The 23,246-nt window shown below is 46.4% G+C and carries 26 protein-coding genes and 1 riboswitch; of the genes, 7 read left to right on the forward strand and 19 right to left on the reverse strand.

Translation table 11 applies throughout. The features are described 5' to 3' along the window. Positions 1 to 76: 76 nt before the first annotated feature. The 10 genes from G9U52_RS13570 to G9U52_RS39950 form a co-directional block, all read right to left on the reverse strand. Positions 77 to 298, reverse strand: coding sequence for a YczO family protein (locus G9U52_RS13570; protein WP_166150281.1), 222 nt, complete (start codon positions 296 to 298; stop codon positions 77 to 79). A gap of 12 nt (positions 299 to 310) precedes the next feature. Beyond that, positions 311 to 679 carry a hypothetical protein gene (locus G9U52_RS13575; RefSeq protein ID WP_166150283.1) on the reverse strand — a complete coding sequence of 123 codons (369 nt, stop codon included), beginning with the start codon at positions 677 to 679 and terminating at the stop codon, positions 311 to 313. A gap of 105 nt (positions 680 to 784) precedes the next feature. Continuing rightward, on the reverse strand, positions 785 to 1,474 hold the full coding sequence (locus G9U52_RS13580) for a response regulator transcription factor (RefSeq protein WP_166150285.1): 690 nt from the start codon (positions 1,472 to 1,474) through the stop codon (positions 785 to 787). Beyond that, on the reverse strand, positions 1,452 to 2,957 hold the full coding sequence (locus tag G9U52_RS13585; RefSeq protein WP_166150287.1) for a sensor histidine kinase: 1,506 nt from the start codon (positions 2,955 to 2,957) through the stop codon (positions 1,452 to 1,454). The genes G9U52_RS13580 and G9U52_RS13585 overlap by 23 nt, the downstream gene beginning before the upstream one ends. Positions 2,958 to 2,969: 12 nt before the next feature. Beyond that, entirely contained in the window at positions 2,970 to 3,731 is a 762-nt protein-coding gene (locus G9U52_RS13590; RefSeq protein WP_166150289.1) for an ABC transporter permease, read from the reverse strand. Continuing rightward, on the reverse strand, positions 3,718 to 4,470 hold the full coding sequence (locus tag G9U52_RS13595) for an ABC transporter ATP-binding protein (protein WP_166150291.1): 753 nt from the start codon (positions 4,468 to 4,470) through the stop codon (positions 3,718 to 3,720). The genes G9U52_RS13590 and G9U52_RS13595 overlap by 14 nt, the downstream gene beginning before the upstream one ends. A gap of 237 nt (positions 4,471 to 4,707) precedes the next feature. Then, positions 4,708 to 5,646, reverse strand: coding sequence for a hypothetical protein (locus G9U52_RS13600; protein WP_166150293.1), 939 nt, complete (start codon positions 5,644 to 5,646; stop codon positions 4,708 to 4,710). Between the two features lie 132 nt (positions 5,647 to 5,778). Further along, positions 5,779 to 6,765, reverse strand: coding sequence for an alcohol dehydrogenase catalytic domain-containing protein (locus tag G9U52_RS13605; protein WP_166150295.1), 987 nt, complete (start codon positions 6,763 to 6,765; stop codon positions 5,779 to 5,781). 162 nt (positions 6,766 to 6,927) lie between these two features. Next, the gene (locus G9U52_RS13610) at positions 6,928 to 7,848 is read right to left on the reverse strand and encodes an MBL fold metallo-hydrolase (protein WP_166150298.1); all 921 of its coding nucleotides are present in this window, start codon (positions 7,846 to 7,848) and stop codon (positions 6,928 to 6,930) included. Between the two features lie 181 nt (positions 7,849 to 8,029). Then, positions 8,030 to 8,137, reverse strand: coding sequence for a LysR family transcriptional regulator (locus G9U52_RS39950; RefSeq protein ID WP_243767313.1), 108 nt, complete (start codon positions 8,135 to 8,137; stop codon positions 8,030 to 8,032). On the opposite strand from G9U52_RS39950, the gene G9U52_RS40875 reads away from it, so the two are divergent. The 3 genes from G9U52_RS40875 to G9U52_RS13625 all read left to right on the forward strand — a co-directional run bounded on the left by G9U52_RS40875 (position 8,132) and on the right by G9U52_RS13625 (position 9,124). After that, positions 8,132 to 8,266, forward strand: coding sequence for a hypothetical protein (locus G9U52_RS40875; RefSeq protein WP_279538619.1), 135 nt, complete (start codon positions 8,132 to 8,134; stop codon positions 8,264 to 8,266). The genes G9U52_RS39950 and G9U52_RS40875 overlap by 6 nt on opposite strands. Positions 8,267 to 8,400: 134 nt before the next feature. Beyond that, a complete protein-coding gene (locus tag G9U52_RS13620) occupies positions 8,401 to 8,631 on the forward strand; it encodes a hypothetical protein (RefSeq protein WP_166150302.1) in 231 nt (76 codons plus the stop codon). Between the two features lie 196 nt (positions 8,632 to 8,827). Next, entirely contained in the window at positions 8,828 to 9,124 is a 297-nt protein-coding gene (locus tag G9U52_RS13625; protein WP_207952946.1) for a hypothetical protein, read from the forward strand. 242 nt (positions 9,125 to 9,366) lie between these two features. Here the strand turns inward: G9U52_RS13625 and G9U52_RS13630 are convergent, their stop codons facing one another. The 5 genes from G9U52_RS13630 to glgB all read right to left on the reverse strand — a co-directional run bounded on the left by G9U52_RS13630 (position 9,367) and on the right by glgB (position 16,069). Next, on the reverse strand, positions 9,367 to 10,278 hold the full coding sequence (locus G9U52_RS13630) for an HAD hydrolase family protein (protein ID WP_243767314.1): 912 nt from the start codon (positions 10,276 to 10,278) through the stop codon (positions 9,367 to 9,369). 62 nt (positions 10,279 to 10,340) lie between these two features. Beyond that, positions 10,341 to 11,768: a glycogen synthase GlgA gene (gene glgA / locus G9U52_RS13635; RefSeq protein ID WP_166150304.1), complete on the reverse strand. Its 1,428-nt coding sequence runs from the start codon at positions 11,766 to 11,768 to the stop codon at positions 10,341 to 10,343. 85 nt (positions 11,769 to 11,853) lie between these two features. Then, on the reverse strand, positions 11,854 to 12,954 hold the full coding sequence (gene glgD / locus G9U52_RS13640) for a glucose-1-phosphate adenylyltransferase subunit GlgD (protein WP_166150769.1): 1,101 nt from the start codon (positions 12,952 to 12,954) through the stop codon (positions 11,854 to 11,856). Between the two features lie 14 nt (positions 12,955 to 12,968). Further along, positions 12,969 to 14,132 carry a glucose-1-phosphate adenylyltransferase gene (locus G9U52_RS13645; protein WP_166150306.1) on the reverse strand — a complete coding sequence of 388 codons (1,164 nt, stop codon included), beginning with the start codon at positions 14,130 to 14,132 and terminating at the stop codon, positions 12,969 to 12,971. A gap of 5 nt (positions 14,133 to 14,137) precedes the next feature. Then, positions 14,138 to 16,069 carry a 1,4-alpha-glucan branching protein GlgB gene (glgB, locus tag G9U52_RS13650; protein ID WP_166150308.1) on the reverse strand — a complete coding sequence of 644 codons (1,932 nt, stop codon included), beginning with the start codon at positions 16,067 to 16,069 and terminating at the stop codon, positions 14,138 to 14,140. Positions 16,070 to 16,285: 216 nt separating this feature from the next. Here glgB and G9U52_RS13655 point away from each other — a divergent pair, with 216 nt between their 5' ends. From G9U52_RS13655 to G9U52_RS13665, 3 genes are read left to right on the forward strand one after another with little or no spacing between them, the layout of a single operon-like run. Continuing rightward, positions 16,286 to 17,422 (forward strand): peptidylprolyl isomerase, encoded by a 1,137-nt coding sequence (locus G9U52_RS13655; RefSeq protein WP_166150310.1) that lies wholly within the window; start codon positions 16,286 to 16,288, stop codon positions 17,420 to 17,422. 36 nt (positions 17,423 to 17,458) lie between these two features. After that, the gene (locus G9U52_RS13660; RefSeq protein WP_166150312.1) at positions 17,459 to 18,322 is read left to right on the forward strand and encodes a class I SAM-dependent methyltransferase; all 864 of its coding nucleotides are present in this window, start codon (positions 17,459 to 17,461) and stop codon (positions 18,320 to 18,322) included. A 3-nt stretch (positions 18,323 to 18,325) separates the two neighbouring features. After that, positions 18,326 to 19,024: an RluA family pseudouridine synthase gene (locus G9U52_RS13665; RefSeq protein ID WP_166150314.1), complete on the forward strand. Its 699-nt coding sequence runs from the start codon at positions 18,326 to 18,328 to the stop codon at positions 19,022 to 19,024. Positions 19,025 to 19,299: 275 nt separating this feature from the next. Here G9U52_RS13665 and G9U52_RS13670 read toward each other — a convergent pair whose 3' ends face one another. Continuing rightward, positions 19,300 to 20,064: an ABC transporter permease gene (locus tag G9U52_RS13670; protein WP_166150316.1), complete on the reverse strand. Its 765-nt coding sequence runs from the start codon at positions 20,062 to 20,064 to the stop codon at positions 19,300 to 19,302. Continuing rightward, complete coding sequence (locus G9U52_RS13675; protein WP_311764859.1) at positions 20,061 to 20,801, reverse strand: ABC transporter ATP-binding protein; 741 nt, start codon at positions 20,799 to 20,801, stop codon at positions 20,061 to 20,063. Before G9U52_RS13675 ends, G9U52_RS13670 begins: the two co-directional genes overlap by 4 nt. A 64-nt stretch (positions 20,802 to 20,865) precedes the next feature. On the opposite strand from G9U52_RS13675, the gene G9U52_RS39955 reads away from it, so the two are divergent. After that, positions 20,866 to 21,291, forward strand: coding sequence for a hypothetical protein (locus G9U52_RS39955; RefSeq protein ID WP_243767317.1), 426 nt, complete (start codon positions 20,866 to 20,868; stop codon positions 21,289 to 21,291). Positions 21,292 to 21,361: 70 nt separating this feature from the next. On the opposite strand, the gene G9U52_RS13680 is transcribed toward G9U52_RS39955, so the two are convergent. Together G9U52_RS13680 and G9U52_RS13685 are read right to left on the reverse strand one after the other, a co-directional pair. Continuing rightward, the gene (locus G9U52_RS13680) at positions 21,362 to 22,213 is read right to left on the reverse strand and encodes a bifunctional 5,10-methylenetetrahydrofolate dehydrogenase/5,10-methenyltetrahydrofolate cyclohydrolase (RefSeq protein WP_166150321.1); all 852 of its coding nucleotides are present in this window, start codon (positions 22,211 to 22,213) and stop codon (positions 21,362 to 21,364) included. 63 nt (positions 22,214 to 22,276) lie between these two features. Next, positions 22,277 to 22,355, reverse strand: a riboswitch (ZMP/ZTP riboswitch). Positions 22,356 to 22,390: 35 nt separating this feature from the next. Further along, positions 22,391 to 23,242, reverse strand: a complete 852-nt coding sequence (locus G9U52_RS13685) for a tetratricopeptide repeat protein (RefSeq protein ID WP_166150323.1) — start codon at positions 23,240 to 23,242, stop codon at positions 22,391 to 22,393. Positions 23,243 to 23,246 lie beyond the last annotated feature (4 nt).

Genomic DNA, 23,246 nt, shown 5'->3' on the forward strand with positions numbered 1-23,246 from the left:
ATAAGGCGCGAGCCTTGTATCTCCAATTTGGACATACAACGGGCTGGCTTCCTTATGCCTAATGGCTTTAAATCCTCTAACCTGGATACCGTTTTTCACTGGAAGAAGAATTTTTCGTCTTTTCTTTATTCTTTTCATCTTCTACACTTATCTTCAGTTCTTCCACTGGAATTGGATCTACCGTTTGCTCGCTTTCAAAGCGGTCAAGCAGGCTCTCCGTATCCGTTGGTGAGCCTTCTGGATTATCTCGTATATCCTTTTTTTCTATTTCTTTATTTCTTTTTTCGACTTCAGCCATGCTTATTACCTCCTAATCGACACGCTCCACGTGTCCACTGTTACGGCGAATAAGGTTTCTAATTTCTTCATAATCTTCTTCCTGTACCTTGACAGACAGCACATAGTGTAAATTACGATGACCATCCATATCCAAGTCATCATCATCAACGCCGCCCATTACTGCTGCAGGTGCAACGCCTGTTTCGTTGCCTGTAACCCCTGTTCCACTGGTTGTGTCGGAGCCTACACCAAAAACGGGAACGATAACTCTGCGGTCACCTTGGTAACCATCATCCAGCTTGCCAACCTCTAACGCTTCGATATTATAGGTTTGCAATAAGATTCTTACATGCTCCGCTTCGTTTTCTGTATGAAAGTAAGCTTGAATGTGTTTGGACATGATAATCACTCCTCATATTTGGGTATGTATGCGTTATCTTCTTATGTATTGTTTACCCCATATGCCGGACTATTACACACCTAACACCAAATTATTTATTACGGACTACAGCTTAAAGCGGTATCCGGCTCCCCAAACCGTCTCAATATATTGGGGCTTGGACGGGTCCAATTCCACCTTTTCCCGCACCTTGCGGATATGGACGGTCACAGTGGCAATGTCGCCCATCGAATCCATGCCCCATAGCTGCTCGAACAGCTGCTCCTTGCTGAATACCCGATTCGGATTAGCCGCCAAATAGGTCAGCAGGTCGAATTCCTTAGTCGTAAATAGCACTTCCTGGCCATTTACCGTAACGCGGCGCGACGTTTTGTCGATCACCAGCCCGCGGATGCGCACCTCTTCATTGCCGGCATCACGGCGGCCCATCAGCCGCTCATAGCGGTTCAAATGTGCCTTTACCCTGGCAACCAGCTCGCTTGGGCTGAATGGCTTAATAATATAGTCATCGGCTCCGAGACCAAGGCCACGGATCTTATCGATATCTTCCTTTTTCGCGGAAACCATCAGAATGGGTGTATCCTGGACGCTCCGGATGCGTCGGCAGATTTCAAAACCGTCAACCTTCGGCAGCATTACATCGAGTATAATCAAGTCATAGGGATGCTCCAAGGCACGCTGAAGTCCAGTGTCGCCTCGGCTCTCCATATCGACCTTGAAGCCATCGATCTCCAGATAATCACGCTCCAGCTCGGCAATGCTTAATTCATCTTCAATGATAAGGATCTGCTTCATCTGTTCTCCCCCGTAACCTCGTTAGCCTCGGCAAGGCTATAATAATCCGTGTCCCGTGCCCTTCTTCGCTCTCTGCCCGGATCGTTCCATCATGCCCCAATATAATCTGCTTGGCAATAGCAAGGCCAAGCCCACTGCCCCCTGTTGCCATATTGCGCGAGGGATCTGCACGATAAAACCGGTCGAATATTAACGGCAAGGCTTCAGCGGGAATACCTTGCCCGTTATCGGCAATCTCCAGCACCATATGCTGCTCCTGCTCCTGCAGCTTCACTTGGATGACCGTCTGTTCTTTGTCCGCGTACTTGACTGCATTTTCCCATATATTTGTAAGCACCCGCTTCAGCTTCTCACGGTCCGCCTTCACCTTAATCGACCTGCTAGCTTGGGCGAGCTCCAGCGTCAGCGTTACTGCTTTTTTTTCCATATCAAATTGCGCTTCACCTACCAGGTCCTCCAAATACGGAACCAGCTCGACCTCTTCAAAATAAAAGGGCAGCTTGCCCAAATCCAGCTTCGAAAATAAAAAGAGCTCATCAATCATCCGGTCCATATCGACTGTTTTCGTATAGATAGTTTGCAAATATTTGTCTAGCTTATCCGCACCTGCCACACCGTCCAGAATTCCTTCCACATAGCCTTTAATCGAGGTTACCGGTGTCTTTAAATCATGGGAAATGTTCGAAAGCAGCTCCTTGCGGTTATCCTCATATTGGAGCTGCAGCTCCACCGAGTCCTTCAATCTACGCCTCATTTGCTCGAATGCCAGACTCAATTCGCCAAGCTCATCCTTGGAATGGGTGGTCACCTCATAGTCCAAATTGCCTTCACCAATATGCTCAGCGGCCTGCTTCAACGAGCGAAGTGGACGAATAATGCTACGGGATACCAAATAGGTCAACAGCCCATTCGTCAGCACCAAAATAAGGAATAAGCTCAGCAGCAGCAAAAGCGCGTAACGAATGGCATATTTTTCGAAAAAGCTAATGTCCGTAACCAGAAATACACTGCCTTGGCTTTGGTCGGTAAAGATAAAATCGAATTGCTTGTACAAAAACCAATGGTTGTAGGCTTTGAATGTATTTTCCCGATTCTCATCCAAATCCTTATTGCCATAGGCAGGCAGTACCTGCAAGGCAGGAGAGCCCTCCAAACGTGCTGAAACAACGGCAAGCTCCTCATTCTTACGGATCACTAAACCCATATTAATTCGGTTTAGCTTTCCCTCCAGCTCCTCCACAACCTTCGGGTCAAGCAATGTCTCTGGACTGCTTGATGAGCGTAAGCTAATATCGCTAAGTACAGCCGCCTGCTGCTCCATAACCTGCTTGAATGGATTGTGGTGCTTCATATCGACCTTGTAAACCGATTTGAAATCCCCCACAAACACCATCCCAATAACCAATACAGCGATGGCAAATAATAGGATCGGAACGACCAGCATGGCGATGTATGAAATCAGCAGACGTACTTTAATCGACATGTCGCGTATCTCCTATAATTGTCTTTTGTCGAACATAGCAAATGCAGCCGTAAAACACAAGATACAGCAGGCCAACAAATAGGACGAAGCATTAAACAGCCTGCCTGCCGAGACGGCACTATTGATCCACAGCTCATGCCAATCGGTATAAAAGGTCGGCGAATACGCCGTTATCTGTGGATAAAACAGCCCCAGCCCTTTAAATGCCATGTACAAAATAATCGCAATCGCCAAGGCTCCGCTCGCGCTTCGAAAAAATTGCGCCAGCAAGGCTGCGGCCGCAGCCAAAGCTACCATCGGCACCCAAGCAATTCCGTAGGATACGAATGCCTTCATTACAGCCTCGCCGATCCCGGAAGCTCGGGCTTGCAGCGCCAACCCCGCGAGCAGCGAAACGACCAGCGTGGCTGCCAATATCGCCAGCGCATAGAGAACAAGCACGGTGAACTTTGACGCGAACACTTGAAACCGTGAAATCGGGCGGGTCAAGGTAAGCTTCAAGGTGCGGTCCTGCACCTCTCCAGCGAATAAATCAGCAGCAGCCATAAAGATTAACAGCGGCAGGAAAAAATTCGTAAATATGCCTAGCATCAGCTGTGGAAAATCACCGGTTGAAATCGCAGCTATACCGATGCCGGTTTGAAGCTGTGATAGCAGGATCGCCGCGGCAACTGGAAATAATAGTAGGATACCTGGAAGAATAATCATCTTCCTTCTGGCGATCAGCTTGCTTAGTTCGTTCCTGACCCCTACTTTATAGCTAAACATGTACATGTGCGGCTTTCCCCCTCTCTTGCTTCACGGATGCCATAAATAATTGCTCCAACGAAGCAACATGGACGCCGTCAACCAGTTCGTTTAGCGCACCCTCGCGCACCAGTCTTCCTTCTACGATAATCCCGATGCGGCTGCACATCAATTCCATTTCCTGAATCATATGGCTGGATATGAAGAAGGTCATCCCTTGCTCACGTGCCAAGCTGACCATCAGCTCACGCATGTCTACCATGCCTTCGATGTCTAACCCATTGGTCGGCTCATCAAGGATTAAGAGCTCAGGCTTCGACAGCAACGCCGCAGCCAACCCAAGCCGCTGCTTCATCCCCAGCGAGTAGCCAGCCACCTTCTCCTGTTTATACGGAAGCAAGCCTACAAGCTCCAGCACCTCATCAATCCTGCCTTTGCCAAGCTCGGGATAAAAACGCGCTGCCAGCGCTAAATTAGCTGAGCCGCTCATATATTCAAAGGCTTCCGCGGTTTCGATAAGGACGCCTGTTTTTTGCATAGCTTGGGTAAAATGGGTGATCACATCATAGCCAAATAATCGCGCGCTGCCAGTGTCTGCTTGGCTTAGGCCGACCAGCATTTTCATCACGGTTGTCTTGCCTGCTCCATTGGGTCCGAAAAACCCATAAACCTCGCCCCGCCTTACCTCCAGCGAAATATTGTGCACTCCACGACCATTTTTATATGTTTTACTGAGGCTATCCAGCTGTATTATCGGTTCCGACATGGGGTTCCCCTCCTAAGAGTTTTGCTTTAGCAAAACCGGCTTCGTACTCATTTTAAAAGTAGACCGAATCTAAATAATAGGCTGTTCTTTTTACGCATGCAGCGTAACAACGCGCGCCCAGGATCCGCGCGCGTTGGGAAAAGGCTAGACCATAAACGATGAAAAACATCGTTTTAGGTCTAAGAGCCCCAATTTATGGCTCTAATAAGCTTCTGCCATGCCTCGTACCGTTATTGCTTAATGCTTATTTCTAGGACCGCCCCATTGCTTCGTATCAACGGCCTCTACCGTCTTGCCTGTCAAATCAATCGTATCTGGAGTTGTCGCATTGACACCTGATAAGCCAAGGTCGACGCTAACCACAACTGTGTGTGCGGTACCGGCTGCATCCTTGCCCTCGATGGTCAAGCTTGCCTTTTGATTGGCAATAAAGCCACTTCCGTCAACAGTAGCCTGCAAATCCACCTTGGTGATGGCAACATCTTGGGAAAGCTTAGGCATCGTTTGCTTCAAAGCGCTAAAGTCTGTACCCATCGGCGACTTGAAGGTCTTATCGTCCATGCCTTGGTTATGATCATAGGAAGACTTTTTAACCAAAAACGAGCCTAGCGCATTAACAGCCGTCGGGATTTGGCTACCGGACAATGAAACCTTAATTTCCTTAGCTCCATTCGTAGTCGGGGCTTCAGTCACATACTGCTTCAAATTCCCGACAAGCGCATCGACTAAATTTTCCGCTTCCTTATGGAACGTATCCATCTCTCCGTTAAGCTCTTTATCTCCGTGTTCCATGTTCTTGAAATGCTCGGAGCCCGCCTTGCCTTCAAGCACCTTATAAGTCTCGCTGTCACCGGATTTTAAAACCGTTTTGCCATCTACGCTGTAGACATTCAGTGTTTGCTCGCTGTCGCCGCCTTTAATTTTCACGTCTGCACTAACTGCCTGGCTATCCTTATTTCTTTTGACCGTGGCATTGACCCCGACCAAGCTTTTGCCATTATCCTGCACAGTAACAGCGATCGCCTGCGTCATGCTTTTGGCGGACACCGTTGTTTTTATCGCGGTTTTGTAAGAATCATAGCCTGAGCTTTCCGCCATTCCTGCATATGCCGAAGTGATCAACAGAAAAGTTCCTACCGTAATTCCCGTTCCCATCAACGCTAATTTTTTGTTCATGCTTAAATTCCTCCTAAGTATCGTTTAGTAGCCTTATTTCCCCTACAGCTTTATTGTAAGCTACAATTCGCAACTGCCTCTAAAGCGTTCCTTAAGCTAAGCTAAAACAATTCTTAAAATTGTATAAACTTCCTACCAATCGAGGATAACCCCGAGACAGTTCGGCTTGTTCTCGACAATCATCTGCCAGGCAGCTGCCGCTTGGTCAACCGGAAAACGATGGGTAATTAACGATGATGTTTGCAGCCAGCCCTCGCTAATACCGTCTAATGTACGGTCCATACGCTCCTTCGTCCAACCGGATGGTGTGTGAAGCGTAATTTCCTGGTTGCGCAAAGTTTGGATATCGATAAGGCCGGATTCTCCAAGAAAACCTGCCGAAACCCAATGGCTTTCTCTTTTCATCCTGGATCGAAGCTCTGAGACTGTAGACATGGCTCCAACCGAATCCACCACAATCGAAATATGCCGATCATCTGCCCATGCCTCTTGGATTGCAGGATGTCGCATGTTAATTCCACGTATGTCTTGAGGCAAGTAGGCTAAACGTTCATCATGCCTGCCTAGCACGATAACTTCCGCTCCCCGGTGAAGCAAGGTTTGTGCAGCCCACTGCCCGACAAGTCCGTCTCCAATAACAACTGCGATATCTCCGGTATGTACGGGTGGGCGGCTACCACAATTGTAGCCTACCTGCGTCAGCACCATGCCTGCGTAATCCAGTGAAGGCTTCCCTTCTGGAAGCTTCCATACCTGATTAGCCGGTGTTACCGCTGGGCTAATATGGCCGGCATGCCGGAAAAACATGCCAGATACATGGCTAGTAGAAGCAAAAACACGGTCACCCGGCTGCAGATGATGAACCTCGGAGCCGACGGATCTGACAATGCCCACCTTCTGGTAGCCGGCAATGTTCGGAAATGGCCATGGATCAACGCCTTCGCGGTAAGCTTGCTCTCCAGCAATGCGTTCTCCCCTCAAATAAGAACTCTCCGTGCCGATACTGATCCATGAATGCTCCACATCGATAACTACATCCGTACTGCCAGGCTCCTGAACATCCACAATCTGTACAAAAACCTGCAGCTTATTAGTGAATACAACCGCTTTCGCTTTCATTGTTTATCCCCCTAAGTTTTTCTGCTTCATTAAAAGCTTGGACTGGTTTACCCCTTCAGAAGCGACCCCACATGTTGGCGCAAAAAAACAGCTATTCCACAAATTTTGTGCAATAGCTGCTTGCTTGTGTAATAGCTCTTATCGAAATCCATGTTCCCAGGCTTAACTCAAATCAAACTCCATCAGATCGCGTGCCATCGTAATTTTGCCAGTGAAAATATCTCTAACGCCCTTCATATATGCTTCCTCAGCCTCTTCGGTTTCCATAGGAGCGGGAATATGGTGGGTTAGCACCAAATGCTTCACACCGGCTTTTCGGGCGATTTCTGCTGCTTCTAGCGTCGTCGTGTGGTATTTGGCCGGGTTGGAAAGTCCGACCGCTTGCTCAGGGAATTTCTCGATTAACGCATCAAGCCATTCCTTATTGTAGGACTCGTGGATGAGTAGGTCGATGCCTTCACTGTAGGCAACCATGTTATCAACCGGAATCGTATCACCTGAAATAACAACCGCTTGCCCGTTATATTCAAATTTATAGGCTAATGCCGGATAAACGGGCTTGTGGTCAACCTCAAAGGCAGTAATTTTAATGCCATCGCTGTCAAACACGACACCTTCGTTGCATTGCACATATTCAATATTGGCGCCTACATCTGTCGATTTATTATAATTCACTCTTAAATTCACGTCAAAATCGAATGATTCCCGCATTTTACCGATAATTTCTTGGGTTGTGGTTGGCCCGTATACTTGCATGGGAACCTTGCGCCCCTCAAATACACGATCCGCAATTACATGCGTCCGCCAGCTACTAATGAATACATCAAAAAAACCGGAGTTATGATCACTATGATGGTGGGTGAACAGAACATCCGATATGCGTTGCGGCATGACCCCTGCCTTAATCATTTGATCAACTACGCCCCCGCCACAGTCAACTAAAAACGTTTTGGCACCTGCGAATACAACAGCTGCAGATTTGGCTCTGCCATAAAAGCTGCGAGGCGTTCCTGTACCTAACAAAATAACCTTCAAATGCTCATGAAAATTGGGAACCAGCTTTCCTTGCGGTTGAATAAACATTGAATTATGCACCTCGATAAGTTGATTTCGCGTTAATGCCCGCATGGCTTTAGTGTAGAGATATTAGGTCCCTTTTGTCAAACATGAAAATTGTCGGCCAACATCAGCTTGAGTGCTTGGACCGCTGCCGTGGGCTCCCCTTCTTTTAATGATACCATGAGTGATGTGGATCGAATCGGCCTTACCTATGGACTGATAGCTGCATGCCAGCTTCTGTGGCGGAAACACCTCTTGGCAAGCGGTTGAACAGCTTGCGCCCTACTGCCCGCTCCAACAGCTGAATATGCATGGTGATCTTGCTGGCGCAAGCTGGAGCTTTTTGCTGACACCTGTGCTGGTTGGAGCCTTGCTCTTGGTGCTGATTGGCTATATGTACCATAAGGCTATGAAAACCCATTATCCCAAACATTGGTGGTAAGTAGCCATGTAATCTTTGATAAATTTGCCCAATCTGTCATATTCCCTAAATCCCCGCATATACATAGACTAATGCGAATTTATCGGCAAGCTGCATAGGCGAAGGGATATAGGCGAAGGGATAGGTGAAAGACCATGTGGAAAAGTGTACTTAAGAAAAAAGAATGGGAACTTCAAGTCAATTCGGAGCGCAAATCAATTGCTTTACATATTTCCCAAGCTCCGGGCTCCAGCGAAATTGTATCCGTGCGTTTGAACGAATCGGAATTGTTCGAGCTGATGCATGCCTTTTTATCGATCAACCGATTATTCAATAATGAATCGATGTATGATGAGGAGCTTGAGCAGAAAGGCTCAGCTTCATAAGGCTATTACCAAGCCTTTGCGATCTTCATATTCATATGAATATATAAAACAGCTGGTTCTTTAGCTGTTTTTTTTGCATGTTAGGCTCAATCATAAAATCTATTGAAAGAATATTCTGCAAACTATTGACTGCGAACAAATGTTTGGTATAATGGGTTTAAGAACATTCGTTCGTAATATGAAAGGGGTGTAGGATATGAAGGTAACTAATGTAAGATTTATAGAACGTGATTTTTACAAACAAATGATTGAAACTAATAGCGATCTACTCACAAATAACCAAATCGAAAAAATTCTTAATACCGCTGACAGCTATTGGCTCGATCTCACATTCAAATTTTTTGAGGACGGGTCCTTAACGATCATCGATAATTATACAGAACTACATTTCCCTTTAAGCAACCTTAAAGGAGCTGCTTTCGACTTCTACGTCAAACAAAGAATCACAATGATTAGAGCCAATCTTGAAGCCAAGATATTGCAAACCGCATAGATAGGCCTGTTTACTCCCGTCAATCACCAGCATCCCCAACCTAACACTCCAAGCCGCGCCATTCATGAATTAATAGATGCTTGCTTTTAATCATAAAAGCCGACTACCCAAAGGCAGCCGGCTTTACTCTAACCTATTATCTATCGTTTATTGCTACTCGACTTGCCTTCTTGACTCTAAGCTTTTCCATTTATTGCCGCTCAACTCATCGCTCTCAATCACTTAGCTCATCACTTATCGATTTATCCACTTATCCTATTGCTAAGCTTTTTTATAGGATTACTTAAATCCAATGACACTGCCAATTCATCTCTGTACTGCATTTCCTGAACCAAATAATGAGCTACCGCATTATCAATATTCGTTCCGATAATCTGGTCAGCGATCACCTTAAGCTCCAGCTTTGCATTGCCCACAGCTACTTTCCGGCCTGCCTCCTGTAGCAGTCCAATATCATTGAGATTATCGCCGAAGGCAATCACCTCATCAGTCGAACAGCCAACGCTCCGCGCCCACATTTTCAACCCATTGCCTTTGTTCGCCTGAATGTCGCTGAACTCCAGAAAGTAATGGTCTTCAATGTACGTATCCGCCATGAAATGAATATGGATCCGTCCGGCATATGCAATTTGAACGGCATCTAGCAAAGGCTTAAGCTCATCATAATGACCAATATACGTAAGCAGAAGCGTTTGAATATTGTCGGGGCAGCTCAAGTCGACAATTTCCCTGAACCTGACATCACCAGGCCGGCTCATGACGAATTGCTTGTAGCCCATGCCCACCAAGGATTCATGGAGCACACGCTCCGCACCTTCTTCATCCAAGCCGAACAGCAACGGGCATAACCCAAACTGCTTGCCTAACCTGATCAATTCATTGGTCAAAGGCAAATCCAGAAAAACACCATCCAATACTACTTGCCCCACCGGATCATAAAGCAGCGCCCCGTTGTATAAGACCATCGGATACTTCCAAGGGATTTCACCAGCCACCGCTTGCGAGCTGGTATAGCTTCTTGCAGTCGCATAGCTGATTATATGGCCTTCAGCCAGTAGTTCTGTTAAAGTTTCCATTGTATAAGAAGAAAGGGTTGCATCTGGCTGTAGCAGCGTTCCATCCAAGTCCGTTAACGCATATATTTTTTTCATCATATATGTGCACTCCCCTTCCATATACAAAACCAACGCTCTCTAACAAGCGTTGGCTTCTGTGTTTATTTCACTAGTTGATTATACAGGGAAGCGTACTGCAGCGCCGATTTGCGCCAGCTGAAATCCTTCTTCTTGATATTGGATAAAATTTTACTCCAAACTAACGGTTCATTGTAAAGCTTAACCGCCCGGTTCACCGTATAAAGCATATCGTGGGCATTATAATAGGAAAAGCTAAAACCAGTGCCTATTCCGGTTTCGTCATCATAAGCAATAACCGTGTCCTTTAAACCGCCTGTTTCACGCACAATCGGTACGGAGCGATAACGCATGGCGATCAATTGCCCAATGCCACATGGCTCGAATTGCGACGGCATTAAGAACATATCGGAGCCCGCATAAATTTGCCGCGCCATCTTCTCATTGAATGTTATATGCGCCGACATCTTGTCCGGGTAACGGTCAGCTGCCCAACGGAATAATTGTTCATATTGGTATTCACCCGTTCCTAGAATAACCCATTGGGCGTCAAGCTCCATTAGCTCTTCAATAACATGGGCAACAAGCGAAAGCCCTTTTTGCTCCACTAGACGGGTAACAATACCAATCATCGGAATATCCTTGTTTACCGGAAGCCCCAGCTTTTCCTGCAGCTTCGTTTTGTTCAACTGTTTTTTGATAATGGAATCCCGATAATTCACTTCCAAATGCGGATCCGTCATCGGATCCATTTCCTCATAATCAATACCGTTCACAATTCCATGCAGCCTATGGCGCTGGCTTTTAAGCAGCCCATCCAAATTTTCGCCAAAATAAGGCGTTTGAATTTCCTGGGCATAGGTAGGGCTAACCGTTGTAATGACATCCGAGTACAGCAATCCGCCTTTTAAAAAGCTCGCTCCACCATGCAGCTCCAGCGCAAACCCGCCAAAATGCTCAGGTCCCAGCGTGAAGAAGTCCATAAACTGTTCTTGGCCGAACACCCCTTGATACTTCAGGTTATGTACGGTTAGCACGGTTTTAATATGGGCATATTCCGGCTGGTAGCTGAAATGGGCTCGATAAAGCACAGGTACCATACCCGTCTGCCAATCATGGCAATGAATAACATCCGGCATAAAATCAATATGGGGAATACAATCCAATACAGCCCGGCAAAAAAATGCAAACCGTTCCGCATCATCGTTATATCCATAGCAGCCACTTCTCAGAAAATAATTCTCATGGTCGACAAAATAGAAAGTAATGCCCTCATGCTCCAGCTTTAAAATCCCACAGTAAAGGTGTCTCCAGCCCATTTGCAGGGTGAATGTAGCTACGGTTTCCATTTTTTCTTTAAAATGTGCCGGTATCTCTCCATATTTAGGCAGTATCACTCTGACATCCATTCCCTGACGGACCAATTCCTTGGGAAGTGATCCGATAACGTCTGCCAAACCACCTGTCTTGGCAAAAGGTACGGCTTCCGATGCGGCAAATAACACTTTCATGGGGCTCCCACCACTCCTTGTAGGCGTGTACGGATCACCTGGATCACTTCACTCGCTTACCAAGGTCCGTACACGCTTATTTTCTCTATATAACTTTCGTTTTCGAAGCAATAAAGGGCGATTGCTTATCTCCAGTAAGCACACGGCCTCTGCTAATAAATACATCTTTATCTAAAATAGCATTTTCTATAATGACATTTTCTTCGATTTCGCAGTTTTGAAGGATAATACTGTTTTTGACATAAGCACCTTTGCGGATTTTGACACCACGGAATAAAATGCTATTTTCCACCTTGCCTTCAATGATGCAGCCGTTAGCGATCAAGGCATTACGCACCAAGGAATGCTCTGAATATTTGACAGGAGGTTCATCCTTAACCTTCGTATAGATGAGATTTTTTTGGAAAAACAGCTCTCTCCATACCTTCGGGTTCAATAGCTGCATGCTATGCTTGTAATAGCTTTGAATGGTATTTACAATTCCTGCATGCCCTTCGTGTAGATAGCCGTATACACCCAGCTTGTCGATGTTTTTCATGATGCCATCACGCACCAAATGGTCATAGCCTTGGGATAAGCAGGATTCGACCATATCTAGCAGCAATTCCTTACTCATGATATATATTTCCATCGAAATGTTATCGGTACGCAGACGGCCATTCTGGTCTTCCATTACGGTGACTTTGCCATCCTCTTTAACTGCCATCCGGCGGAATTTGGCGAATTCCTCATCGTCCGCATGCTTATAGACTACAGTAATATCGGCATTTTTCTCCAAATGGTAATCCAGCACATCATTCAAATCAATATTGCAGACGATATGGCTACGGGAAATCACCACAAATTCCTCACGGCCTCTATAAAAATAATCGCGGTGGCTATAAAATTGGAATAAATCCCCGCGGGACATACCCGTTGAATCCTGCATAACCGCAGGCAAGATGAACAAACCGCCACGTTTGCGATCCAGATCCCATTCCTTGCCGGAGCCCAGATGATCCATAAGGGAACGATATTTGTGCTGTGTAAAAACTGCTACATTTTCCAAGCCTGAATTGATCATATTCGATAAAGTAAAGTCAATTAACCGATATCTGGAACCAAACGGCACCGAAGCAACGTTCCGAGAATAGGTAAGCTCCTCCAGACCATCCGGCTCATTCACAAGATTGATTACACCCATCATTCGCTTCATTCCACTCACCCTTTCATGTTGGCCTTCGATGGTAAACTAATCAATTCGTTCCCGCCGATCAAGGTAATATCCTGATTGTCGCCAGGTTGCCCAATGACGCAGCCATCTTCTATAACTGTACCGTCACCAATAATGGCTTTATATATTTTTACATTATTTCCTATTTTTACGTTAGGCATGATGACGGAATCCTTAACCAAGCTATGCTCGCCAACCTCTACCCCATAAAACAAGACCGAATGGTCGATTTCACCAAATACACTGCAGCCTTCATTAACCAACGAACGGCGAATTTGGGCAGTTGGAGCGATATATTGGCCCGGTTGGCAAGGATTTACGGAATATATACGCCATTCCTTATCGTTCAAATTGAACTCTGGCTCTTTCTCAAGCAGATCCATATTGGCTTCCCATAAGGATTCGATGGTACCCACATCTTTCCAATAGCCTTGGAACGGATAAGCCATCAGCTTTTTTTGTTCGCCCAGCATTAAGGGAATAATGTCTTTACCGAAGTCTTTGCTGGAATCCGCATTGTCTTCATCCATGTATAGAAATTCCTTCAATACTTTCCAGTTAAAAATATAAATACCCATAGAAGCCAGGTTACTCTTAGGCTCTTTCGGTTTTTCAGCAAACTCTGTAATTCGGTTTTCATCATCTGTACTCATGAGACCGAAGCGGCTTGCTTCCTCCCATTTCACTTCAATTACGGCAATTGTTGCATCGGCTTCCGTATTTTTATGGAAATCCAGCATCACATCATAGTCCATTTTGTAGATATGGTCACCCGAGATGACCAAGACATATTCGGGGTCGTATTGATCAATATAAGCCACATTGCGGAAGATCGCATCAGCGGTTCCTTTGTACCAGTCTCCGCCTTTTTGCTCCATAAACGGCTGTAGCACCGTAACGCCACCATGCTTACGGTCAAGATCCCAAGGGGTTCCAATTCCAATGTAAGTATTTAAGACTAAAGGCTGATACTGCGTTAGCACGCCTACGGTATCAATCCCTGAATTGGTGCAATTGCTAAGTGTAAAATCAATAATTCGGTACTTGCCACCAAAGTGTACAGCTGGCTTAGCGAGTTTATTGGTAAGAACACCCAACCTTTTCCCTTCGCCGCCTGCAAGCAACATCGCTACACATTCCTTTTTACGCATTGACACTAACCCCTTTCTTTTTTTGTGGTGCTTGCTTTGCGGTGAGTCTTCACAGGCTTCAGCACAACAACCGCGAGTGGCGGGATGGTCAATTTGAGACTGTAGGGTTGGTCATGCCAAGAAATCATCTCTATCTTCAACTTCCCCATGTTCACTTGCCCGGAACCGCCATAGGCTGGCATATCGCTGTTGAAAATTTCGGAATATTCTCCTGAAAGCGGAACACCAATTCGATATTGCTCATGGACTACAGGAGTAAAATTGCAGATAATAATTAAAAAGTCATCCGGATCGCTTGATTTTCTCATAAAGGTCGTAATGCTCTGGCTGCTGTTATCCGCATCAATCCAAGAGAACCCTTCGGGCTGGTGGTCCAGCTCCCACAACGATTGTTCCTTCAGGTACAGATGATTCAAATCCCGTACGTAATGCTTCATAGAGCGATGGCTGTCATAATCAAGCATCTCCCAATCGAGATCCTCCAGATCCTTCCACTCATCGAACTGTCCGAATTCACTGCCCATAAACAGCAGCTTTTTACCCGGATGCCCGATCATATAACCAAGCAACAAACGCAAATTCGCAAACTTTTGCCAATAATCGCCTGGCATTTTGTTAAGCAGCGACTTTTTGCCATGCACCACCTCGTCATGCGACAGGGGAAGCACAAAATTTTCGTTGAAGGTGTACATGAATGAGAAGGTAAGCAGGTTATGGCTCCCGCGGCGAAAATATGGATCTATCTCCACATATTTAAGCATATCATTCATCCAGCCCATATTCCATTTGAAATTAAAACCCAAGCCGCCATCATGCACAGGTGTTGTGACTTTCGGCCAATTACTGGAATCTTCCGCCATCATCAGTGCATGCGGATAGTGGGCAAAAATTGTCGTATTCAGCCTTTTGAGAAATTCAACAGCTTCGGGATTCTCATCTCCACCGTGCTCATTGGTAATTCGTTCCCCATCCGGCCTCCCCAGATTCAAGGAAAGCAAGCTTGCCACCGCATCGACACGCAATCCGTCGATATGGAATTTATCCATCCAGAACAACGCATTGGAGATGAGAAAGCTGCTAACCTCCGGCTTCGTAAAATCAAACATAAGCGTGCCCCACTGAGGCTTTTCAGCTTTAGACGGATCATTGTATTCGTACAAGGGCTCGCCGTCAAACTGCCTTAACCCATGCTCATCCTTAACAAAATGCCCGGGTACCCAATCCATAATGACACCAATGCCGCGAAGATGGCAACGGTCTACGAAGTACATGAAATCCTGTGGGGTGCCAAATCGGCTTGTTACTGAATAATAGCCTGTAGCTTGATAGCCCCATGAACGGTCGTAGGGATGCTCGGCCAGCGGCAATAATTCCAAATGGGTGTAGCCCATATCCACCACATAATCGATTAATTCATCAGCAAGCTCACGGTATGTATAATACTCGCCGTCCTGCTTTTTTTTCCAGGTCCCCATGTGCACTTCATAAATGTTGAGCGGCCTGTTATAGACAGATTGTGTTTCTTTCTGTTTAAACCAGGCCCCATCCTGCCATTGGTAGTTTTCTAAAGAGCATACCCGAGAGGCGGTTCCGGGCTTCAGCTCGGAATAAAAAGCGTAAGGATCGGCTTTGAGTGCCGTTATCCCTTGGGCATTGACGATCTCATACTTGTAATACTCACCTTCTTGGACATCAGGAATGAACAAGCTCCAAACGCCCCATATACTCACTTTACTCATTTGATGCAAGCTACCATTCCAATTATTAAAATCTCCGATGACTCTAATCTCTAATGCATGTGGTGCCCACACGGCAAATCGGACGCCAGCCTTTCCCTCATTTTCGATGAAGTGGGCTCCCAGCAACCGGTAGCTTTGGTATAAGCTACCCTCATGAAACAAGAAAAGGTCGTCCGGACCGGGGATTAAGCTCATCATGGATCATCCATCCCCTTATATGGTTAATTGTAGCTTCTATAAAGACAAATACTACATCGGAGTGCAAATTCCTTTCTTCCCTTTCCAAATTCTTCGTAAATTCTAAAATAGCCTCTTAGTTTCTTAGAACCCTACTTCCTTTTACCCAAAAAAGCAGGAATTCCACGATTGAAGTGGAATATATTCTAGCTACACATAGAAAGGTGGATATTCGTAATGAATGACAAGGTTAAAGGGCTTGTACTAGGCCTTACTATCGGTGTTATGCTGACAGGATCAATCGCATATGCCAGTGGATCACAAATCGAAGTTTATTTCAAAAACATCAAGTATATGTTCGATGGCTATGAGAAGAATCCTACGCTTGAGCAAGGAGAAGGCTTTATTTACAATGGCACCACCTATGTTCCGCTCCGGTATATCAGTGAAACGCTAGGTAAAGAGGTGCAGTGGGACGGTGACACAGAAACGATCTGGGTTGGTAAAAAAGCCGATTTAAATGCGGTCGTTGCCACTTACCAAGGCGGTCAAGTCACGCGTGGTGCCTTCGAGAAATATTTAGCGATCACGCTCCTGTTAAATCCGGATAATGCCAAGTATGAGAATGACGAAGCCTTCAAAAGCTATATGCTGAAGCAAATGATTGGACAACACATACTCGCCAGTCGTTTGGCTCCAGAGGTTAAAGCATCACTTGCAGCAACTATCGAACAAAACATGGTTGATTTGAACAACTACTTGCAATCTAAAGGCGACACCAAAGCACTTTTGACTAAAGGCAATGTAGTGGATGCCGACCTGCGTAGCTATGTGGACATGGTTATAAGCGCACAGAAAGCATTGGAAGCTTCTGTAACGGAGGAAGATCTAAAAGCGTTGTACGCCACAGAGCTTAGCAATAAAAACGAGAACCTGATCTCCGCTTCCGTTCGCCATATTCTTATTAACGCTAACGATGAAAAAGGCGTTGCACGTACCAAGGAAGCCCTCGACCTGAAGCTGAAGGAAATTCAGGATAAGCTAAAAAGCGGTGAGGATTTTGTAGCTTTAGCCAAGCAATATTCCGAAGATCCGGGATCCAAGGAAAATGGGGGTTTATATGCAGATGCCAGCGTAGTCCAATGGGTTGATGGCTTTAAGCAGGCCGTAATCTCTCAGGAGCTGAACAAAGTTGGCGAGCCTGTACAAACGGAGTTCGGGTACCATATTATCCGTGTTGAATCCCGTGGCACACTTTCCTTTGACTCTGTGAAGGAAGGCCTGAAGCAGTCACTTGTATCGGAGCGCACCAAACAATATAATGAAAAAGATTTACCTGCACTGATTCAAAGTATCACATTGCCAAAACCATAAAAAATAGCAATAATGCCTGAAGGAAGGTTACTTATTATGTTTGCAGCACAGGATTGGAAAGATTACGAATTGCTTGATACGGGTGATGGCGAAAAGCTGGAGCGGTGGGGAAACATTATTCTTCGCCGTCCAGACCCACAAATTATTTGGCCGCTAGACCAAACCAATGGGTCATGGAGCCAAGCAGATGCCCATTACCATCGCAGCTCCAGCGGCGGCGGCCAGTGGGAAACTAGGAGCCAGCTGCCTGACCGTTGGACCATTGCTTATGATAAATTACAGTTTCATATTAAACCCACCAGCTTTAAGCATACGGGCTTATTCCCCGAGCAAGCTACAAATTGGAAATGGATGATTGATAAAATCCAGGGAGCCGGGCGCAATATAAAGGTTCTAAACCTGTTTGCTTACACTGGCGGCGCTACAGTCGCTTGCGCTTATGCTGGAGCAGAGGTTTGCCACGTTGATGCTTCTAAGGGAGTCGTGCAATGGGCAAAGGAGAACGCCCAGCTATCCGGGCTTGGCGATAAGCCTGTACGCTTTATTACCGATGACGTATTCAAATTTGTTCAACGCGAGCAGCGCCGCGGCAGCCAATATGATGCGATTATTCTGGATCCCCCCTCTTACGGGCGCGGCCCCAATGGTGAAACCTGGAAGCTGGAAACGGATTTGTACCCTTTTATCGAATCCTGCCTAGCTATTATGTCGAACCGCCCTTTGTTTATGCTAATTAATTCCTATACAACAGGAATTTCAGCAACCGTGCTCAAAAATATTCTTGCTCTGTCGCTAGGTAAAAAGCACGGTGGCACGATTACTTGTGGAGAAATCGGACTGCCGATTACCGCCTCCAAGCTTATGCTGCCATGCGGTATTTTAGGCCGTTGGGAGGCGTAGCCTTTGTCACGCGATTCCCATATATCTATTCCCATTTTGTATGAAGATAATCATGTGATCGTGGTCGTTAAGCCGGTGAATGTACCTACACAAGAAGATGATTCCCACGATCCTGACTTATTAACGCTTATTAAGCAGGATTTAAAAATCCGGTACGAGAAGCCTGGAGCTGTATACCTCGGCTTGGTGCACCGGCTTGACCGTCCAGTCGGCGGCGTTATGGTATTTGCCAAAACCTCCAAGGCTGCCTCCAGGCTTTCGGATTCCGTCCGTACGCGAACCATCCGCAAAACCTACACGGCCGTTATCCATGGAGTGCCCAAACAAGCGCAAGCTTCTTTGCGCCATTATTTGTTGAAGGATACCAGCACCAACATGGTCTCGGTCGTCTCTGCGCAAACAGCAGGCGCCAAAGAGGCGATCCTGGATTATGAGGTGCTCGCCCATCGCGAAGGCGTGTCCCTTGTCAGCGTCGAGCTGCACACGGGCAGGCCACATCAAATCCGCGTCCAATTCGCGGCGATTGGCTGCCCTCTTGTCGGCGACCAACGCTACGGTGCCCATATGACGAAGCCTGGGCAGCAAATCGCCCTTTGGTCGACGACGCTTGGCTTTGACCACCCGACGACCAAAGAAGCGCTTAGCTTTAGCTCTGCGCCTCCTGTGGAGTATCCATGGAGGCTTTTCCACCCTCCCTTGTAGGGAGGGATCCAAAGGGCTATGCCCTCTGGACTCCCCTTGGTGCGGCGGTTTGACTTTGGTGTTCTCGGGGCGCTTTCGTCCCTGCGGGACACGCTTGGCTATCTGCTTGAGAGTCATTCGCTCCTTTGGAACATCATTTACTTTAAAATCTAAAATGATATTTCCATAGATCCATATGCTTCTAGCAAACTCTCTATCACAAAAAACCATCTTTCCAAATGGAAAGATGGTTTTTTGTGATATCAGCTAGTACTAAGAACTTCTGTGTTAATAGTCTAGACGTTTTCTTGCATGATTGGGTGTAGCTTTTCATCTTTAGTGAACCAAAGCTTGTAGGTAAGCAAGCCAAGAAACATACTGCTTAACGACGCTGAGGCCATGAGGATAAGAACAATCAAAATTTGGTAACGAACGGCTTCAACGGGATCTGCCCCCGCTACAATCATCCCGGTCATCATGCCCGGCAGCTGCACCAGCCCAATTGTTTTCATGCCATCAATCGTAGGAATCATGCTGGATTTCACAGACCTTTTCAAAGTTTGCTGAATCGCTTGCCTAGCCGTCGCTCCGAGTGATAGCAACGCTTCAATCTCGCCCTTAGCTGCTTGAATTTGAAGCTGCATTTGATTTAAAAATAACCCCGATACTACCATCGCACTGCCAATAATCATTCCGCTTAACGGAATGATGTATTGGGGGGTTGGTTCAATAATCCGTAAACTCAGCAGCATCCCCATCGTAATCGTCTCTGTCGCAGCAATGGAGCAAATAACACGCCATACGATGCCTCTAAGGCCTTTACCTCTACGGCTTGCATTCCAAGCGGCAACTATAATCATTAGACCTACAATAAGTATTAAAAGTAAAGGCTGATTCGCATTAAAAACAAACTGCAGCACATAACCAACAAGCAGCAATTGTAGGGCAGAACGAATCGTGCCTATCAGTATTTCTTTTTCTAATCCGAGCTTTTGACGCATTGAAACCAACACAGTAACTGCAATGAACACCAGTGTAAAACCTAGGGCCGTAGTACTCATGCCTGTTCACCAGTCCCATCTGGTATTTGCAAAAAACCACGGGCCAGATCGGTTGCGGGACACTCGAAAAACGTCTTTGTTGGACTGTTCTCGCATAACGTGTTGTTGGCCATAAACCATATTTGGCTACTTGTCTGGCTGGCTTGTTCCAGATCATGAGTAATCCAAATCATCGCCACGCCTTCTTTATTGTGCCAATCCAGCAATAGCTGTTCAACTGCTTGCTTACTTTGTATATCCAGCGAAGCTGTAATTTCATCAAGCAATAGCACCTCCGGACGCAGCAGTAAAGAACGGACTAGCGCCAAACGTTGCTTCTCGCCACCTGATAAATCTGCCGCTCGCTTGTTCCAGTCCAAATCCTCCAGCTTAACCGCATGCAGTAGTTGCTTGGCCAATTTTATGTCCATTTCTTTTTTTTGCAGTCTGCTCACTGTCCGCAGATTGTCCTCCACGCTTCCAGCGAGCATTACTGCTTGTTGTGCTACATAACAGACCTTGGTTCTCCAATCATGCGGAAACCACTCACTTGAAAGCCGATTGCGATAGCGAACCGTCCCTTCATCAGCTGACTCCAGCATTCCGATTATTCGCAGCAAGGTACTCTTTCCTTGACCTGAAGCTCCTATGACAGAAATGATGCAAGGCTCATTGATTTGAGCGTTAATTCCAGAAAATAACGGGCTGTTCTCTTTGTGGTGGTGTTTGGTTAAGTTGGTAATATCGAGGAGCTTCACCCTCCCCACCCTCCCTTTTAGGGAGGGATCCAAAGGGCTTTGCCCTCTGGACTCCCCCTGTGATATGCAGACCGTGGTGTTCTCGGGGCGCTTTCGTCCCTTCGGGACACGCTTGGCTGTTGTGCTTCTGGTGCTGCTACAGGCTGCGGTATTCTCGGGGCGCTTCCGTCCCTTCGGGACACGCTTGACTGTTGTGCTTCTGGTGCTGATACAGGCTGCAGTGTTCTCGGGGCGCTTCCGTCCCTTCGGGACACGCTTGGCTGCTGTGCTTCTGGTGCTGATACAGGCTGCAGTGTTCTCGGGGCGCTTCCGTCCCTTCGGGACACGCTTGGCTGCTGTGCTTGGAGCCATTCGTTCCTATGGAACATTATTTACTTGTTATTACTTTTTTGTTTGTTTCTTTGATTGTACAAGCTTTGTGAGAGCTTCTGGCGCTCATGCAGACTGTCGTGTTCTCGGGGCGCTTCCATCCCTTCGGGACGCGCCTTGACTGTGTGCTTGGAGCCATTCGTTCCTGCGGTACATCATTTTCTATTGCAGCTAGGTTTAGTTATTCGCTATTATTCGAGACCATTTGCGTAAAATGCGGCATCGACTGTATGCTTCAATAGCGTGGCTATCGTGACTGGCCCAACGCCGGCGGGCACGGGGGTTATTGCACTTGCTTGATTGAAGCAGGCGGCAAAATCAACATCACCGATGTTGCCAGGATTGTAACCGGCATCAAGGATAACGGCGCCTGGCTTGATCCAATCACCTTGGACAAAATTCGGTTTGCCGACAGCGGCAACTACGATATCGGCCAAACGGACGATTGTAGGCAATGCATTCGTTTTCGAATGGCAGACCGTCACTGTTGCATTCCGGTTTAAAAGCATTTGGGAAACGGGCTTGCCGAGAATCGGGCTTCGTCCGATCACGACTGCATGCTTGCCCTCGATAGGCAAGCCATATGCATCTAGGATAGCAAGAATCGCCGCGGGAGTACAACAAGGAAAACGTCCAAAACCAAATGCCAGCTGGGCGAAGCCTGTTGTTGTCACACCGTCGACATCCTTCTCGATGCTGATGGCTTCAAAGGCTGCTCTCTCATCGATATGGGAGGGGACAGGATGCTGTAGCAATATTCCGTGTACCTGTGGATCCGCATTTAATTGTTGAATGGCCAGCACCAATTGCTCGGTAGTTGTCTGCTTATCCAAATAAATACGGCGGGAGTCGATTCCGAGCTTGTTACAAGCATTGCTTTTCATACGGACATAGGTTTCTGATGCGGGGTCGTTGCCGACTAGTACTGTAGCCAAACATGGGACTATCGAGCTTTTTGCCAATTGCTCCACTCTTTTTTTCAATTGCTCCTTGATCACTACGGCTACCTTGTTACCGTCCAATATCATCGGTTGTCTACTCATTTGCCGTTCACCCTTTCATATGGGTCGAAGTATTAACGCAAAAAGGCAAGGAGATCAACTCCTTACCTTTGCCCAGGCGTACGGCGAATGCTCTATGTGCTCCCCCATGGTTACCCATGCTCCGCCAGTTACACATAGCTTTATTGACCTTGAATATAACGCGATTTCTGTAAATAATCAACCTTTGCCTAGAGTTATTTTCTCTACTTTATTTAATTCCTCTTTATTTAATTCCTCGGCCTCTTGCTCGATCTGGCTGCGCGTAATTGGGGTTACGAAGGATAACTCCTTTTTAAGTGCAACGTTAATTTGCTCGATAGCCTCTTCTCGTTTGCCTTGCTGCTGTAAGTTTTGGGAATAGTAATAGTAGGGCTCTGCATATTTGGGTGTTTTTAACATCAATTTTTCAAACAGTGGCTGAGCTTCATCGGCTTGTCCCAACAAATGGTAGTTAAGCGCCAGATTGTCAAGAATGGTCAAGTCGCCTTCATTGTATGTATAAGCTTCAAGATTAAAGGCTAAGGCTTCATTCAAGTCACCATGCAAAATTTTAAAATAACCGAGGTTACCGTAGACAAGTGTGTTTTTGTACTCCTCAAATACTTGCTCCAGCAAAATAAGCCCTTCGCTTTTTTTGCCCTGCAGCCAGTAAGCTGTTGCTAAGTTGCACTGGGCTTGAACACGGGTGTCTCTGCTTTTAGTTGCTTTGATAAGCTGCCCAAGAACCTGCTCGGCCTGGACAGGATCGCCTGACCTCATCAATAAATAGCCATAACCGATTCGGTGTTTATCCGGGCAAGGCTTGCTTGTAAAAGCTTTTTTGTACCAGACAAGCGCCTTCTGCATCTCACCCTTAGCAAAAGCACGGCTGCCGATCAGTGCATAAATACTGGAACGCGACGTAAACAGCATAACTCCAACCAATACAAGAATCAGTCCCCAGCCTGCCAAAACATGAAGATTAAAAGCAATAATAATAACAATAATTAAAGCAATGATAAGTAAAAGCGGTTTAATTAAAGCCTTCATGCCG

Origin of the sequence: Paenibacillus agricola, assembly GCF_011440305.1 — a bacterium.
In the GTDB taxonomy this organism is placed as follows: domain Bacteria; phylum Bacillota; class Bacilli; order Paenibacillales; family NBRC-103111; genus Paenibacillus_S; species Paenibacillus_S agricola.

Coding starts and splice junctions, on each gene's coding strand:
- G9U52_RS13670 (WP_166150316.1), bottom strand. CDS start 20,064: ATGAGTACTACGGCCCTAGGTTTTACACTGGTGTTCATTGCAGTTACT.
- G9U52_RS13575 (WP_166150283.1), bottom strand. CDS start 679: ATGTCCAAACACATTCAAGCTTACTTTCATACAGAAAACGAAGCGGAG.
- G9U52_RS13655 (WP_166150310.1), top strand. CDS start 16,286: ATGAATGACAAGGTTAAAGGGCTTGTACTAGGCCTTACTATCGGTGTT.
- G9U52_RS13680 (WP_166150321.1), bottom strand. CDS start 22,213: ATGAGTAGACAACCGATGATATTGGACGGTAACAAGGTAGCCGTAGTG.
- G9U52_RS13580 (WP_166150285.1), bottom strand. CDS start 1,474: ATGAAGCAGATCCTTATCATTGAAGATGAATTAAGCATTGCCGAGCTG.
- G9U52_RS13590 (WP_166150289.1), bottom strand. CDS start 3,731: ATGTACATGTTTAGCTATAAAGTAGGGGTCAGGAACGAACTAAGCAAG.
- G9U52_RS40875 (WP_279538619.1), top strand. CDS start 8,132: ATGCATGGTGATCTTGCTGGCGCAAGCTGGAGCTTTTTGCTGACACCT.
- G9U52_RS13570 (WP_166150281.1), bottom strand. CDS start 298: ATGGCTGAAGTCGAAAAAAGAAATAAAGAAATAGAAAAAAAGGATATA.
- G9U52_RS39955 (WP_243767317.1), top strand. CDS start 20,866: ATGCAGACCGTGGTGTTCTCGGGGCGCTTTCGTCCCTTCGGGACACGC.
- G9U52_RS13660 (WP_166150312.1), top strand. CDS start 17,459: ATGTTTGCAGCACAGGATTGGAAAGATTACGAATTGCTTGATACGGGT.
- G9U52_RS13605 (WP_166150295.1), bottom strand. CDS start 6,765: ATGAAAGCGAAAGCGGTTGTATTCACTAATAAGCTGCAGGTTTTTGTA.
- G9U52_RS13620 (WP_166150302.1), top strand. CDS start 8,401: ATGTGGAAAAGTGTACTTAAGAAAAAAGAATGGGAACTTCAAGTCAAT.
- G9U52_RS13610 (WP_166150298.1), bottom strand. CDS start 7,848: ATGTTTATTCAACCGCAAGGAAAGCTGGTTCCCAATTTTCATGAGCAT.
- G9U52_RS39950 (WP_243767313.1), bottom strand. CDS start 8,137: ATGCATATTCAGCTGTTGGAGCGGGCAGTAGGGCGCAAGCTGTTCAAC.
- G9U52_RS13630 (WP_243767314.1), bottom strand. CDS start 10,278: ATGATGAAAAAAATATATGCGTTAACGGACTTGGATGGAACGCTGCTA.
- G9U52_RS13685 (WP_166150323.1), bottom strand. CDS start 23,242: ATGAAGGCTTTAATTAAACCGCTTTTACTTATCATTGCTTTAATTATT.
- G9U52_RS13600 (WP_166150293.1), bottom strand. CDS start 5,646: ATGAACAAAAAATTAGCGTTGATGGGAACGGGAATTACGGTAGGAACT.
- G9U52_RS13595 (WP_166150291.1), bottom strand. CDS start 4,470: ATGTCGGAACCGATAATACAGCTGGATAGCCTCAGTAAAACATATAAA.
- glgA (WP_166150304.1), bottom strand. CDS start 11,768: ATGAAAGTGTTATTTGCCGCATCGGAAGCCGTACCTTTTGCCAAGACA.
- G9U52_RS13585 (WP_166150287.1), bottom strand. CDS start 2,957: ATGTCGATTAAAGTACGTCTGCTGATTTCATACATCGCCATGCTGGTC.
- G9U52_RS13645 (WP_166150306.1), bottom strand. CDS start 14,132: ATGCGTAAAAAGGAATGTGTAGCGATGTTGCTTGCAGGCGGCGAAGGG.
- glgD (WP_166150769.1), bottom strand. CDS start 12,954: ATGATGGGTGTAATCAATCTTGTGAATGAGCCGGATGGTCTGGAGGAG.
- glgB (WP_166150308.1), bottom strand. CDS start 16,069: ATGATGAGCTTAATCCCCGGTCCGGACGACCTTTTCTTGTTTCATGAG.
- G9U52_RS13625 (WP_207952946.1), top strand. CDS start 8,828: ATGAAGGTAACTAATGTAAGATTTATAGAACGTGATTTTTACAAACAA.